This is a genomic window from Serratia sp. BFP-2025, from assembly GCF_050880365.1.
Lineage (GTDB): Bacteria > Pseudomonadota > Gammaproteobacteria > Enterobacterales > Enterobacteriaceae > Serratia > Serratia surfactantfaciens.
In genome coordinates this window covers 223549-237756 of the sequence record NZ_JBPAFV010000002.1, presented here as the reverse complement: position 1 = coordinate 237756, position 14208 = coordinate 223549, and the positions used below count along the sequence as shown (strand labels likewise).

Below are 14208 nucleotides of genomic sequence, written 5' to 3'. Positions count from 1 at the left end.
CTGATTATTCAGCGCTTTTTTTTTACTCGTCGTCCGCCAGGAACAGCTCCAGCAGCGAGTTGAGGAACAGTTTGCCCTTCTCGGTGATCTGCCAGTGCTCTGCGGTTTCTTCCAGATAGCCTTTGGCCAATGCCTCGTCCAATTGCGGGCGAATGACGCTTTCCGCCAGCCCGGTGTAGTTGACGAAGTCGGCGCGCGGTGCGGCTTCCAGCAAGCGGAAGCGGTTCATGAAGAACTCGAACGGCCGATCCGCCGCCGCCACCTCATGCTGCTTGTCCATGTAGTCGCCACGCATGAAGCCGCGCGGGTGTTTGGTCTTGGCGGTGCGCAGGATGCGGCCGTCGCTGAAGGTCACCTTGCCGTGCGCGCCGCAGCCGATCCCCAGATAGTCGCCGAAGCGCCAGTAATTGAGATTGTGTTGGCATTGGTAGCCCGGCTTGGCGTAGGCCGAGGTTTCGTACTGCTGATAGCCGGCGGCGCTCAACAGCTGGTGACCACGTTCGAAGATGTCCCACAGCGCATCGTCGTCCGGCAAAACCGGCGGGCGTGAACTGAACAGGGTGTTCGGCTCGATGGTAAGCTGATACCACGACAGGTGCGGCGGGTTGAGGGCGATAGCCTGGCGCAGATCGTCCAGCGCCTCTTCCAGCGACTGGTCCGGCAGGCCGTGCATCAGATCGAGGTTGAAGCTGCGCAGGCCGAGGCCGGTCGCCAGAGTCGCCGCGCGCTTGGCCTCTTCCGGGCCGTGGATGCGCCCCAGGCGGGTCAGCTTCTCGGCGCTGAAGCTCTGCACCCCGATGGAGATGCGGTTGACGCCGGCGCGCTGGTAGCCGCTGAAGCGATCGGCCTCCACGGTGCCGGGGTTGGCTTCCATGGTGATCTCGGCGTCGTCGGCGACGCGAATGCGCGCCCGCACGCCGTCCAGCAAGGCTTGCATCGCCTCGGCGCTCAGCAGGCTGGGGGTGCCGCCGCCGATAAATATGGTGCTTATCTCCCGGCCGCCGGCCAGCGGCAGATCGGCATCCAGATCCGCCAACAGATGATCGACATACTCCTGATGCGGCACGTCACCCTTCAGCGCATGGGAGTTGAAATCGCAGTACGGGCATTTCTGCACGCACCACGGGATGTGGATATAGAGACTCAGCGGGGGCAGCTTAAGCATTGCGCAGGGTTTCCAACATCAGCTTCAGCGCCTTGCCGCGGTGAGAAATCGCCCGCTTTTCGTCGCGGCTCAGCTCGGCGGCGGTGCGGCCCAGTTCCGGCACGTAGAAGACAGGATCGTAACCGAAGCCGCCTTCACCGGCTGCCTGCTCGGCGATCTCGCCGGCCCAGCTGCCGTGGAACACCAGCGGCGTCGGGTCTTGCGCGTGGCGCAGATAGACCAGCACGCAGTGGAATTGCGCGCCGCGCTGGCCTGGCGCCACGTCTTTCAGCGCCGCCAGCAGCTTGTCGAGGTTCTGCCGATCGTCGGCGTCTTCACCGGCGTAGCGTGCGGAGTAGATGCCCGGCGCGCCGCCCAGCGCGTCGACCGCCAGGCCGGAGTCGTCGGCGATCGCCGGCAGGCCGGTGACCTGTGCCGCATGGCGCGCTTTCAGAATGGCGTTTTCGATAAACGTCAGGCCGGTCTCTTCGGCAGATTCCACGCCCAGATCGGTTTGCGCGACCACGTCCAGGCCGAAATCGGCCAACAGGTCGGCGAGTTCGCGCACTTTGCCCGGATTACCGGTGGCAAGAACGACTTTTTGCATAATGACTACCTTGAAAATTATTCGATGAGCGCCGCGACCACGGCGGGGAGCTGTTGCGGATTCACGATGCGTAACTGTTTATGCCGCCCCAGTTCGCCTTTCTCGATGGTGACGTTGCTTTTCGCCACTTTGAACTGCTTGGCGATAAACTTGATCAGATGGGCGTTGGCTTGGCCGTCGACCGGCGGGGCGGTGATGGCGACTTTCAGTTCGTCGCCATGCAAGCCGATAATTTGGTCGCGGCTGGCTTTCGGCTGAATATATAGCCTGATCGCCAGCCCGTCCAGCACCGAAGTGACTGCACTCACAGCAGGAACCAAAGTTGGGGGAACAGATCCATGCCCAGGTAGTTGAGCAGATAGAGGATCAGGATCACCACCATGGCGGAAAAGTCGATGCCGCCCATCGCCGGGATGATGCGGCGGATCGGCGCCATCAAGGGTTCGGTCAACTGGTACATCACGTAGTCGATCGGGCTGCGGCCCTGGCTTACCCAGCTCATCAGCGCGCGAATGATCATCACCCAGAAGATCAGGTAGCCGACGGACTTCACCAGCGAGATCAGGCCGAACAGCAGGTTATAGGGGCTGAGCGATATCGCGCCGTCCTGGATCAGCAGCAGCAGCGGGTACTTGATGGTCATCAGCAGGAATGCCAGCAACAGCGAAGCGCTGTCGATAGGCCCCAGCGACGGGAGGATGCGGCGCAGCGGGCCGACCACCGGCTGGGTGATCTTCACCACAAACTGCGAGAACGGGTTGTAAAAATCGGTGCGTGCCCACTGCATCCAAATGCGCAGCAACAGCACCATCACGTACAGATCAACAACGGTCTTGACCAGGAAAGTCAGCGTTAGCATGAAGTGGTCCTTCTCCTTAACTCGTGGTTATTTAAAATAATTTTTCCATCTCTTGCGCACGGGAAACGGCGGCCTGCATCGCTTGCGCCACGGTTTCCGGCAGCTGGCGTTCGTTGAACACCCGCAGCGCTTCGGCGGTGGTGCCGCCTTTGGAGGTCACCTGCTCGCGCAGCGTGCCCAGCGGCGTATCCGGGTTGGCTTCAACCAGCGCGGCGGCGCCGGAAGCGGCCTGCTGCACCAGATCGCGCGCGGTCTGGCTATCGAAGCCCATGCGCTCGGCTTCTTTTTGCATCGCTTCCATAAACAGGAAGAAATAAGCCGGGGCGCTGCCCGCGGCGGCGATCACACCGTTGATGCCATTTTCGTCATCTACCCAGCAAACTTTACCGACCGACGCCATTAAATCGCCGGTGTAATCGCGATCCTGCTGGCTGACCTGCGCTGGCGCGTACAGCCCGCTCATACCTTTGCCGACCAGCGACGGGGTGTTGGGCATGATGCGCACGATGTCCAGCTTGTCGCCCAGCAGCTGATAGAACCGGCTGACCTGAATGCCGGCGGCGATCGACAGCACCAGTTTGCCGCTGAAATCGACCTGCTCGCGCAGCGGTTGGCACACGTCGGCCATCATCTGCGGTTTGACCGCCAGCACCACCACGTCGGCCTCGCGCGCGCAGGCGATGTTGTCGCCGCTGCTGACGATGCCGTAGTCCGCCGCCAGCGCGTCACGGTTTTTCGGCGAAGGGGCGCAGACGCTGATGGATTTGGCCGGATAGCCGCCCGCCACCAGGCCGGCGATGATTGCACGCGCCATGTTGCCGGCGCCGATAAAGGTAATCTTGCGATGTTGCATCAAATCCCTCGTCTGTTTTGTCAGGCCTGCGAGTAGTCGCGGGCGCCAAAAATTGCGGTGCCGATGCGCACCAGGGTGCTGCCGGCGGCGATCGCCGCCGCCATGTCGTCCGTCATGCCCATCGACAGCGTATCGACCTGCGGATAACGCTGACGCAGGGCGAGAAATGCGTCGTTCATCCGGCTGAATACCGCCAGCTGCCGCTGATAATCTGCTTCCGGTGCCGGGATGGCCATCAGGCCGCGCAGCGCCAGGTTCGGCAGCGCGGCGATCGCCTCGGCCAGCGCCGGCAGTTCGGCCAGCGCGATGCCGGATTTGCTTTGCTCGTCGCTGATGTTGATTTGAATCAGCACGTTGAGCGGCGGCATGTCGGCCGGGCGCTGATCGCTCAGGCGCTGGGCGATGCGCAGCCGATCCACGGTATGGCACCAGGCGAAGTGTTCCGCCACCAGCCGACTCTTATTGGATTGCAGCGGGCCGATAAAGTGCCACACCAGCTCGCCGCCCTGCGGCGATTCGGCGAAATACCGGATCTTGTCTACCCCTTCCTGCACGTAGTTCTCGCCGAAGGCGCGCTGGCCGGCGGCGATGGCTTCTGCGATCGCCGCCACAGGTTTGGTTTTGCTGACGGCAAGCAGGGCAACTTCTTCTGGCGCCCGCGCGCAGTTTTGCGCGGCGGCCGCGATGCGGTTTCTGACATCCTGCAGGTTCTGTTGGATAGTGCTCATTATTGACCCGGGAGAGTGATATGGATATCGATGAATTCGTGGCCCTTAGTGTAAAGCATAATGCTTCCGATCTGCACCTTTGTGCCGGTCATCCGCCGATGTTGCGCATCGACGGTGAACTGCAGCCGCTGGCGGCGGCGCCAACGCTGACGGCGCAAGGCGTGCAGACCCTCTGCGACGAATTGCTGAATGCGCAGCAGCGCGAGAGCCTGCAGCGGTTGGGGCAGATCGATCTGGCGTTGCACCGGCCGGGCGGGGAGCGGCTGCGCGCCAATGTTTTTCAACAAAGCGCGGGGATGTCTCTCGCGTTGCGGCACATCGCCGGGCAGTCGCCCTCGCTTGCCGAGCTGGCGGCGCCGGCCATCGTCCCGGCGCTGCTGCAGCGCGACGACGGCTTGATCCTGATCAGCGGCGCCACGGGCAGCGGTAAATCCACCACGCTGGCGGCGATGATCGACGAGATCAACCGGCATCAGCAGCGGCACATTCTGACGCTGGAAGATCCGATCGAATTCCTGCACCGCAGCCGACGATCGCTGATCCAGCAGCGAGAGATCGGCCGCGACAGCCACAGCTTCGATGCGGCGTTACGCGCCGCGCTGCGCGAAGATCCCGACGTGATCCTGCTGGGCGAGCTGCGTGATGTCGCCACTATCCGGCTGGCGCTCACCGCGGCGGAGACCGGCCACCTGGTGCTGGCGACGCTGCACACCCGCAGCGCGCCGCAGGCGGTGGAGCGGCTGGTGGACGTGTTTCCGGCGGACGAGAAACCCTATGTGCGCGCCCAACTGGCGGGCAGCCTGCAGGCGGTGATCGCGCAAAAGCTGATGAGACGGCCCGGCGGCGGGCGAGTGGCGATCTTCGAAGTGCTGACGGCGACGGCGGCGGTCAGCAGCCTGATCCGCGAAGGGAAAACGCATCAGCTGGCGAGCGTGTTGCAAACCGGCGCGCAGTCCGGCATGCAAACCTTTGAGCAAGGTTTGCAGCAGCGGATCGACGTCGGTTTGCTGGGGGATAACGCGGGGGAGAGGGCGGGCTTTTAGCCCAGCTGCCGTTCGAACCAGCTTTCGAGGATCACCACCGCGGAGGCGGAGTCCACGCTGCCTTTATCGAGTGCGCGGAAGCCGCCGCGATCGAACAGGTTGGCGCGCGCTTCTACGGTGCTCAGGCGCTCGTCTTGCAGCTCGATCTGGATGCCGAAACGGCCGTGCAGGCGATTGGCGAATTTGCGCGCCTGGGCGGTAACGGGCTGTTCGGTGCCGTCCATGTTCAGCGGCAGGCCGACCACCACCAGATCCGGCTGCCACTCCTTCAGCAGTTTTTCAATTTTCAGCCAGTCCGGCGAACCGTCCTGCGCTTTGAACGCCGCCAGTGCGCGAGCGCTGCCGGTCAGCTCCTGGCCGATGGCCGCGCCGATGCTTTTGGTGCCGAAGTCGAAGGCGATAATGGTGCGGTTGCTCATCAGGCGTGTCCTGCGTGGTTGGCGATGCTGCGAATATCGATGCCCAGAAGGTTCCCCGCCTCGCGCCAGCGGCTGGCGATCGGCGTGCGGAACAGAATGTCGGTGTTGGCTTCGATGGTCAGCCAGGCGTTTTCCAACACCTCTTGCTCCAGCTGGCCCTTTTCCCAACCTGCATAGCCCAGCGCCACCAGCACGTCGTCCGGTTGTTCCGGGGTGCCGAGCGTCTCCAGCACGTCTTTCGAGGTGGTGATCATGGTGTTGGGAGAAATTTGAATGCTGGCACCGAAGCCGTGGCGCGGCGTATGCAGGATAAACCCACGATCGTCCGCCAGGGGGCCGCCGGCGAACACCGGTTTGTCCAGGCTGATGGCCGGATCGCGCGCAGGCGGCATGATCTTCAGCTTGCTCAGCACCGTGGCTACCGTGAATTGCTCCACCGGTTTATTGATCACCAAACCCATGGCGCCTTCTTCATTGTGCTCGCAGATATAAATCACCGAGCGTTTGAAGCGAGGATCCTGCAAGGTTGGCATGGCGATCAGAAAATGGTGCTGTAAATTCATGGCGTTAGTATAAGGTAATCAATGGGTGAGAAAATAAACAGCCGCCAGTATGCGGCTATACCCGCCGCCTTTCAAGGCGCGCTTTGGCGGGCGCGATGCAGAACAGCGGGCGGCATGCCGCCCGCATTGCGCATTACTTCGCCGCCAGGCGCTTTTCAATGGCGTCCATCAACATGCCGGTAATCGAAATCGGGAATGCCGCTTCGATCTCGCGCGCGCAGGTCGGGCTGGTGACGTTGATTTCAGTCAGGCGGTCGCCGATCACGTCCAGGCCGACGAAGATCAGCCCTTTCTCTTTCAGCGTCGGGGCGACGGTGCGGGCGATTTTCCAGTCGCTCTCGCTCAGCGGGCGCGCTTCGCCACGGCCGCCGGCCGCCAGGTTGCCGCGGGTCTCGCCCTGCGCCGGAATGCGCGCCAGGCAGTAAGGCACCGGCTCGCCGTCGACGACCAGGATGCGCTTGTCACCGTCCTTGATCGCCGGCAGGAAGTTCTGCGCCATGCAGAAACGGCTGCCGTGTTCGGTCAGGGTTTCGATGATCACCGACAGGTTAGGATCGTCCTGCTTCACGCGGAAGATCGACGCGCCGCCCATGCCGTCCAGCGGCTTCAGGATGATGTCGCCGTGCTGCTGGTGGAATTTGCGGATGTGCGCGGCGCTGCGGCTGACCAGCGTATCCGGCGTCAGCTCCGGGAACCAGGCGGTGAACAGCTTCTCGTTGCAATCGCGCAGGCTTTGCGGCTTGTTGACCACCAGCGTGCCTTTAACCTCGGCGCGTTCCAGAATGTAGGTCGCGTAGATGTATTCGGTATCGAACGGCGGATCCTTGCGCATCAGGATCACGTCCAGCTCGTGCAGCGCCAGATCCTGCTCGGCGCCGAAGCTGAACCAGCTCTCCTTGTCTTCCTTCACGCTCAGCAGGCGGGTGCGGGCGCGCCCGTCACCGGCATGCAGATAGAGATCGTTCATCTCCATGTAGTGCAATTCGTAACCGCGGCGCTGCGCTTCGAGCAGCATGGCGAAGCTGGTGTCTTTCTTGATGTTGATGGAATCGATTGGGTCCATCACGATGCCGAGCTTAATCATCTTTTCTCCTTTAACCCAGGTCGCCGAAGCGGACCTGCAGAGCGGTAATGGCGGTGAGCGCTGTGGTTTCGGTACGCAGAACGCGTGGTCCCAGCAGAATATCAGTAAATCCGTGGTCGGTGGTCATGGCGATTTCGTCAGCGGACAAACCGCCTTCCGGGCCGATCAGCAGGCGAACGCGATCCACCGGCTGCGGCAACGTGTTGATGCTGTGGCTGGCGCGCGGGTGCAGGTTGAGCTTCAGGCTGCCGTCCTGCTCGGCGCACCAGGCCTCCAGCGACATCGCCTCGCGGATTTCCGGAATGCGGTTGCGGCCGCACTGTTCGCAGGCGGCGATGGCGATCTTTTGCCATTGCTGGATTTTCTTCGCCAGACGCTCGCCGTCCAGTTTGACGCCGCAGCGCTCGGAAAACAGCGGGGTGATGACGTTGACGCCCAGCTCGATGGATTTCTGGATGGTGAACTCCATCTTCTCGCCGCGCGAGATCACCTGGCCCAGATGCAGGTTGAGCGGCGATTCGATGTCATCTACGCGGCCGTCGCCGAGGCGCACCAGCACGCTCTTCTTGTCCACCCGAACTATCTCGGCGTCGAACACCTGGTTGCTGCCGTCGAACAGCTGCAGCGCCTGGCCGGCGCTCATGCGCAGCACGCGCCCGACATGGTTGGCTGCGTCCTCGCTGAGGGCGATCTCCGCCTGGTCGGTCAGCGGTTGCGGATGGTAAATGCGGGGTATGCGCATGGGTAGTCTGATCCTGACGAAACGGTGCCGCAGGTTGGCGGCACCATGAAAGATAACGGCTATAGTAGGTTAGCTTTTCCGCTGCTGACAAGCCTGTTGAATATAGGGGTTGTGGTTGCCCTGCACCTTGGCGATACGTGCTTCGCGCTGACATTCCCATTGGCTCACCGGATATTGCCGGTTCCACACCTCGAACAGCTGGGTTTGCTGGCGCGATAGCCGCAGCTGGTAGCGATCGCGCATGTAGAAGTAGGTGCGGGCGATGGCACCGCGGGCGCGGGCAGGCGGTTCCGCCTGTTTATTCTTGAAGTCCACTTTCATCGGACACTGTCCGTACTGGCCTTCGCCGCCGTTCCATTGGCTGTACATGAAGTTGTTGCGGTCGCCGTTCACTTCGCCGATCGCCGGCTGCAGGTTGTGCAGATCGGTTTCTATTTGGCGATAGGTGGCGTCTTTGTTGCAGTTCTTGCGCCCGCCGTCTTGCCAGCACTGCAACTGGTGGCCGAACTGCCAGGCCGGCACCACGTGTTCCCATTCGATGCGCTGTGCGCGCTGGGCGTTTTTACGCACCTGATAGCCACAGCCGGCGAGATCCGGGATGCCTTTTTTACCTTGCCAGTCGATACGGCAGCCGCAGTAAAAACTGCCTGGCGCATCCTGGTTAATCTTGGCCGCCGCCGCTTTGGCCTGAGAGAAGTTATTGATGCCGTGCGCCTGTGCGGCGCCTGCGGTGAAAACCGCCATAAACAAAATTCTGCGAAGCATATTCCAAAACAGCTCAAAATTGGAAAAGCAGGCAGGGTAGCGGAACTTGCCGGCAGTGGCAAATGGCGATATTTGCTTGTTTTAACGTATAAATCGTTTAGCTAAAGGTTCTCGCTGGCGAGAAATTTCAGTTTCTCACCGCAGCGGCGGCAGCGGTATTCGCTTTCGCCGCGCAGCACGCGGTTATGGCGGCGGATGGTGAGCTGGTGCTGCCCGCAGCCGCAGCGGTAGGGGAAGGTTTTGCTTTGCACCGAGGCGGTTTCGAAACGGTGAGTGCGGCTGGCGGGCGTCAACAACACGCTTTCCATCATCCAGCGCCATTCGCGGCCGTGCGGCGCCACCCGGCCGAATTGGCGAAACACCAGCAGGTGCGCCAGCTCGTGCGGCACCACTTCATCGATAAACGGCTGTTGGTTTTCCAGCAGCAGCACCGGATTCAGGCGGATTTCCCAACTTTGCAGCCAGGCGGTGCCCGCGCTGGTGCCGCGTTGCTGATAGACGATGCTGGGTTCGGGGAATTCGACGGCAAAATGCTGGCGGGCCAACTGCAGCTTTTCTCGCAGGCAGCGCATCACCGCTTGTTGCAGCGCGATGGGGATTCTTGGTTTGTTCATTGCGGCTAGCTTAAGCAATGGCGGGGCGGCTGACAATATGCCCGTCGCAAATCCGCATCCGGCGCTTTTTCACCACATTGATAAGACGATCGCTGCCGATGGATTGTAATCAATGTGTTAACTGCGGGATAATAAAGCGTGCATGATGAGCCTGTACCCGCAGTTCTCACCGAGCAAGGTTGAAACGCCGCCTGTGGTAATCCCTTACGCAAAGAGCGGTTATTTTGCGATTTGGCGCAATAACTGACTGATTAAAAATACGTAAGGTGGAGGCAGTTTTTTGACAAGGCGCCGAGCCGTGCGCCGCAAGTGTGAATTTAACGCAGCTGATGTTGCAAGTGAGAGATCAATGTCGAATAAACCGTTCCACTATCAAGATCCGTTCCCGCTGAAGAAAGACGATACCGAATACTACCTGCTGAGCCGCGACCACGTTTCCGTGAGCGAATTTGAAGGCCAGGAAATTCTGAAAGTTGCCCCTGAAGCGTTAACCCTGCTTGCCCAGCACGCGTTCCACGACGCGTCGTTCATGCTGCGCCCGGCGCACCAACAGCAGGTGGCCGATATCCTCAAAGATCCGGACGCCAGCGAAAACGACAAGTACGTTGCGCTGCAATTTCTGCGTAACTCAGAAATCGCCGCCAAGGGTATTTTACCGACCTGCCAGGACACCGGCACGGCGATCATCGTGGGCAAGAAAGGCCAACGCGTCTGGACTGGCGGCGGCGATGAAGCTGCCCTGTCGCGCGGGGTATATAACACCTACATCGAAGAAAACCTGCGCTATTCGCAGAACGCCGCGCTGGATATGTACAAAGAGGTCAATACCGGCAGCAACCTGCCGGCGCAGATCGATCTCTACAGCGTGGACGGCGAAGAGTACAAGTTCCTGTGCATCGCCAAGGGCGGCGGCTCCGCCAACAAAACCTATCTGTATCAGGAAACCAAGGCGCTGCTGTCGCCGGGCAAACTGAAAAACTATCTGGTCGACAAGATGCGCACGCTGGGCACTGCGGCTTGCCCGCCGTATCACGTGGCGTTCGTCATCGGCGGCACCTCGGCAGAAGCGACGCTGAAAACCGTCAAGCTGGCCTCGACCAAGTATTACGACGGTCTGCCGACCGAAGGCAACGAGCATGGCCAGGCGTTCCGCGATCTGGAACTCGAAGCGGAACTGCTGCAAGAAGCGCAGAATCTGGGGCTGGGCGCACAGTTCGGCGGTAAATACTTCGCGCACGATATCCGCGTAGTGCGCCTGCCGCGCCACGGCGCGTCCTGCCCGGTCGGCATGGGTGTCTCCTGCTCGGCGGACCGAAACATCAAAGGCAAGATCAACCGCGACGGTATCTGGCTGGAAAAACTGGAGCACAATCCGGGTAAATTCATTCCTCAGGAGCTGCGCCAGGCCGGGGAGGGCGAGGCGATCAAGGTCGATCTCAACCGCCCGATGGCCGAGATCCTCAAACAGCTGTCGCAGTACCCGGTTTCCACCCGTCTGTCGCTGAGCGGCACCATCATCGTCGGTCGCGATATCGCGCACGCCAAGCTGAAAGAGCGTCTGGATCGCGGTGAAGGCCTGCCGCAGTACGTCAAGGATCACCCGATCTATTACGCCGGCCCGGCCAAAACGCCGGAAGGCTATGCGTCCGGTTCGTTGGGGCCAACCACCGCCGGGCGTATGGATTCCTATGTCGATCTGCTGCAATCCCACGGCGGCAGCATGATCATGCTGGCGAAAGGCAACCGCAGCCAGCAGGTGACGGATGCCTGCCACAAGCACGGCGGTTTCTACCTCGGCAGCATCGGCGGCCCGGCGGCGGTGCTGGCGCAGCAGAGCATCAAGAGCCTGGAGTGCGTGGAGTATCCTGAGCTGGGTATGGAAGCGATCTGGAAAATCGAAGTGGAAGATTTCCCGGCGTTTATCCTGGTGGATGACAAAGGCAATGACTTCTTCCAGAAGATCCAGGCCGGTCAATGCTCCAGCTGTCTGAAATAAGCGTTGCCCCTTCGCCGCCAGCGGGCGGCGAAGGGGGATTGTGTAAAGTCCTGTAGCTTGCTGGACGCCGAGTTTTAACCTGTATACCCTACGCGGATAGCACTAAAATTCGACTAATGGAATATCGGCAACAGAAGGTTTCAGCAATCACATGGGAACGCAGGAAAATCATATCAGGGAACTGCTGGTCTGGATTGAAGATAACCTGACCAATCCGCTGTCGTTGGATATCGTTTCCGCCAAGTCAGGCTATACGAAATGGTACCTGCAGCGCATGTTCAAGAAGCAGACCGGATTGTCGTTAGCCTCTTACATTCGCGCTCGCCGCCTCTATCTCGCCGCTTTCGCCTTGCGTTTCACGCAGAAGAGCATCCTCGATATTTCGGTAGAATATCAATTCGATAATCAGCAGACGTTCTCGCGCTGTTTCAAGAAACACTTCGCCGAATCGCCCAGCGTGTATCGCCATGCCCGCAAACAGGACTTCAGCAACCTGGTGCGTTCGCTGGCGGCCAGCCAGCCCGGCGATATTCAGGTCGAACGCGTCAGCATCGCCAGAGGACAATACGCGTTTCACGGCAAGCATTACGCGTACCATCTGGATATCGAGAATCTGGATAAGTCGCACCTGCCGCTGCGCAGCGCGCTGCGGGCGCAGTTCTACACCTTGTTGGGCGAGCGCCCGACGCAGACCTATTCATTTACCCAGCTGGTGCCGGACGGCGAGCGGGTCAGAGTCGACTATACCCTGGGCGTGAAGACGGAATATCCGCTGCGCGAAGGCGTGGCGCTGGAGCCGCTGCCGGAGATCCACGGCGAGTTTTGCCGTTTTCGCTATTCAGGCAAGCCGGTGGCGCTCAACGATCACATCATTAAGATTTACACGCAGGTGCTGCCCGAAATGGGGCTGGCCCGCGGTGACGGGCCGGACATGACGGTGTTCAGCTATTCGCTGAGCGGGAAAGAGGAGCTGCACCTGGAGCTGCAGCATCTGGTGCCGGTGGTGCCGCTGCACTGAGCCCGTCGGCGGCCGGCAGCCGGTTTTTTTGCTGCACGATAGCCGCCATCACCGCCAGGGCGATTTCCGCCGGGGTTTTGCTGCCGAGCGGCAGGCCGATCGGCGCATGGATGCGTTCCAGCTCCTGCGGCGTGAACTCGGCGATCTGCTGCAAACGCTGGCGCCGCCGCGCGCTGTTTCTGAGCGAGCCCATGGCGCCGATGTAAAACGCCGGGGTGTGGATCGCTTCCATCAGTGTCAGGTCGTCCATCCGCGGATCGTGGGTCAGCGCCACGACGGCGGTGTTGGCATGGCAGCCGCCTTCCTCGATGAACTTGGCCGGAAACTGGCGCAGCAGCGTCACGCCGGGCTTCAGCTCGGCGGCGAAGTTGTCCAGCGCCTCAGGGCGGTTCTCGCACACCAGCACCTCAAACCCCAGCGCTACGGCGAAATCGGCGCAGTACAGCGCCACGCTGGACAGCCCGGCGATCAGCAGGCGCGGCGCGGCCGCGATATGCAGGGTGATCTGCTCGAGCCGGCGTTCAACCTGAGTGGCGCTGGTGAAATGGCTCTGCTCAAGGCTATGGCAGGCGTTGGGCAGCGTCAGGCGTTTGAGCAACGCATGATGCCCTTCCAGCGCGCCGGCGATGCGCTGCAGGTAAGCGACGCTGGCTTCTCCCGCCGGCAGATACTCGATCAGCACGTCCAACACGCCGCCGCACGGCAGCGCTACATTGGGCGTCATGCCGCCTTCGCCGTAACGGATCACCTGGCTGGCCGCCTGATACTCCCCGGCGGCCACGCGCCGCAGAAAGTCTTCCTCCACGCACCCGCCCGACAATGAGCCGCTGTAGCGGCCGTCACGGGTCGCCGCCATCAGCGCGCCCGGCGACCGCGGCGAAGAGCCGTAGGTGCTGAGCACGGTGCATAGCCAGACCGGCTGTTGTTGCAGCCAGCTTATCGCCTGGCTGACCACGGTGACATCAAGATGTTGCATAGGTGAATTTACTCGCTGGCCGGGAGTTGCGATGGAAGATCAATATCCTGCACGACGCCGGGGTGCTCAAGCGGCAACAGGTGTACCGCTGCGCCTTGCAGCAGCCCACGCGCGCCATTATCGCCGTGCAATTGGCAAAGTTGTTTGCGCAATAGGGCGGAAAAGCCGACCGGGTGACCGGGCTGTTGCGCATAGCTGGGGCGCACGATCGCGTGTTGCCGTAAGGCGTTCGCCACCTGTCGAAAGACATCGGCGCTGACGAACGGCATATCCGCCAGGTGGATCAACCAGCCTTGCCAGTGCGACGTGGCCGCAACGCCCGCGGCGATCGAGTCGCCGAGGCCCGCGCTGGCGAGCAGGGTGACCGGCACCTGGTTGGCGGCGCAGGCTGCCAGTACCGGCAGATTATCCGGCCGGGTCACAACCTGTACCGGCAGGCCGGAAGCCAGCGCCTGGCATAGGGTGTGCTCGAACAGCGAACGCCGCTCGCCCGCCGCATCGGCAAATCCTGCGTTTAACTTATTGCCCTGGCCGCCGGCCTGAATAAATCGCTCCCCGCGTCCGGCGGCGGTAATGACAATGCCCGTAGTCATGGTTGAAGCCCGCATTTGCGCAAATTATTTATTAGCATACAAACCATAAGTGTTTTGCAAATGTTTTTTTGTTGAAAACAGCCTGTTAATCATCACATAATTTTAGTTATAAGCATATGCTTATGACGTCTACGGCAAGGTCGTCAGCGTTTGCGCAACAACACCGCGAACAAAAACCAATTACAAGAAAGACGTGAAGGACTT

General features: G+C 61.1%; 17 protein-coding genes. 3 read left to right on the top strand and 14 right to left on the bottom strand.

Going from position 1 to position 14208, the window contains the following annotated elements:
- Window positions 1–22: 22 nt before the first annotated feature.
- Genes hemW through ACRAWE_RS16565 form a run of 6 tightly spaced genes read right to left on the bottom strand, consistent with a single transcriptional unit; the run spans window position 23 to window position 4191 of the window.
- Window positions 23–1165, bottom strand: coding sequence for a radical SAM family heme chaperone HemW (gene hemW / locus ACRAWE_RS16590; protein ID WP_033635947.1), 1143 nt, complete (start codon window positions 1163–1165; stop codon window positions 23–25).
- Window positions 1158–1751, bottom strand: coding sequence for an XTP/dITP diphosphatase (locus ACRAWE_RS16585; RefSeq protein ID WP_019456094.1), 594 nt, complete (start codon window positions 1749–1751; stop codon window positions 1158–1160). The genes hemW and ACRAWE_RS16585 overlap by 8 nt, the downstream gene beginning before the upstream one ends.
- A 17-nt stretch (window positions 1752–1768) precedes the next feature.
- Window positions 1769–2059, bottom strand: coding sequence for a DUF167 family protein YggU (gene yggU, locus ACRAWE_RS16580; RefSeq protein ID WP_025160357.1), 291 nt, complete (start codon window positions 2057–2059; stop codon window positions 1769–1771).
- Window positions 2056–2610, bottom strand: a complete 555-nt coding sequence (locus ACRAWE_RS16575; protein WP_019456092.1) for a YggT family protein — start codon at window positions 2608–2610, stop codon at window positions 2056–2058. Before ACRAWE_RS16575 ends, yggU begins: the two co-directional genes overlap by 4 nt.
- Window positions 2611–2641: 31 nt before the next feature.
- Entirely contained in the window at window positions 2642–3463 is an 822-nt protein-coding gene (proC, locus tag ACRAWE_RS16570) for a pyrroline-5-carboxylate reductase (RefSeq protein WP_019456091.1), read from the bottom strand.
- Between the two features lie 20 nt (window positions 3464–3483).
- Complete coding sequence (locus ACRAWE_RS16565; RefSeq protein ID WP_063919693.1) at window positions 3484–4191, bottom strand: YggS family pyridoxal phosphate-dependent enzyme; 708 nt, start codon at window positions 4189–4191, stop codon at window positions 3484–3486.
- Between the two features lie 20 nt (window positions 4192–4211).
- On the opposite strand from ACRAWE_RS16565, the gene ACRAWE_RS16560 reads away from it, so the two are divergent.
- Window positions 4212–5234, top strand: coding sequence for a type IV pilus twitching motility protein PilT (locus tag ACRAWE_RS16560; RefSeq protein WP_063919692.1), 1023 nt, complete (start codon window positions 4212–4214; stop codon window positions 5232–5234).
- Here ACRAWE_RS16560 and ruvX read toward each other — a convergent pair.
- From ruvX to ACRAWE_RS16530, 6 genes are all read right to left on the bottom strand, one after another.
- A complete protein-coding gene (gene ruvX, locus ACRAWE_RS16555; protein WP_019456088.1) occupies window positions 5231–5653 on the bottom strand; it encodes a Holliday junction resolvase RuvX in 423 nt (140 codons plus the stop codon). The genes ACRAWE_RS16560 and ruvX overlap by 4 nt on opposite strands.
- Window positions 5653–6216, bottom strand: coding sequence for a YqgE/AlgH family protein (locus ACRAWE_RS16550; protein WP_004937452.1), 564 nt, complete (start codon window positions 6214–6216; stop codon window positions 5653–5655). Before ACRAWE_RS16550 ends, ruvX begins: the two co-directional genes overlap by 1 nt.
- Window positions 6217–6349: 133 nt before the next feature.
- Complete coding sequence (gene gshB / locus ACRAWE_RS16545) at window positions 6350–7300, bottom strand: glutathione synthase (RefSeq protein ID WP_015379045.1); 951 nt, start codon at window positions 7298–7300, stop codon at window positions 6350–6352.
- Window positions 7301–7310: 10 nt separating this feature from the next.
- Window positions 7311–8042 (bottom strand): 16S rRNA (uracil(1498)-N(3))-methyltransferase, encoded by a 732-nt coding sequence (rsmE, locus tag ACRAWE_RS16540; RefSeq protein ID WP_019456087.1) that lies wholly within the window; start codon window positions 8040–8042, stop codon window positions 7311–7313.
- A gap of 69 nt (window positions 8043–8111) precedes the next feature.
- Complete coding sequence (gene endA / locus ACRAWE_RS16535; RefSeq protein ID WP_063919691.1) at window positions 8112–8807, bottom strand: deoxyribonuclease I; 696 nt, start codon at window positions 8805–8807, stop codon at window positions 8112–8114.
- 101 nt (window positions 8808–8908) lie between these two features.
- Window positions 8909–9421 (bottom strand): SprT family zinc-dependent metalloprotease, encoded by a 513-nt coding sequence (locus ACRAWE_RS16530; RefSeq protein WP_004937462.1) that lies wholly within the window; start codon window positions 9419–9421, stop codon window positions 8909–8911.
- 349 nt (window positions 9422–9770) lie between these two features.
- Between ACRAWE_RS16530 and fumA the strand changes: the two genes are divergently transcribed.
- Window positions 9771–11417: a class I fumarate hydratase FumA gene (gene fumA, locus ACRAWE_RS16525; RefSeq protein ID WP_019456085.1), complete on the top strand. Its 1647-nt coding sequence runs from the start codon at window positions 9771–9773 to the stop codon at window positions 11415–11417.
- A 151-nt stretch (window positions 11418–11568) separates the two neighbouring features.
- Complete coding sequence (locus ACRAWE_RS16520; RefSeq protein WP_019456084.1) at window positions 11569–12435, top strand: helix-turn-helix domain-containing protein; 867 nt, start codon at window positions 11569–11571, stop codon at window positions 12433–12435.
- Here the strand turns inward: ACRAWE_RS16520 and ACRAWE_RS16515 are convergent.
- Both ACRAWE_RS16515 and ACRAWE_RS16510 read right to left on the bottom strand, forming a co-directional pair.
- Window positions 12359–13411: an XdhC family protein gene (locus tag ACRAWE_RS16515; protein ID WP_063919688.1), complete on the bottom strand. Its 1053-nt coding sequence runs from the start codon at window positions 13409–13411 to the stop codon at window positions 12359–12361. The two genes, ACRAWE_RS16520 and ACRAWE_RS16515, sit on opposite strands and share 77 nt — an antisense overlap.
- A gap of 8 nt (window positions 13412–13419) precedes the next feature.
- Window positions 13420–14004, bottom strand: a complete 585-nt coding sequence (locus ACRAWE_RS16510) for a nucleotidyltransferase family protein (protein ID WP_063919687.1) — start codon at window positions 14002–14004, stop codon at window positions 13420–13422.
- Window positions 14005–14208 lie beyond the last annotated feature (204 nt).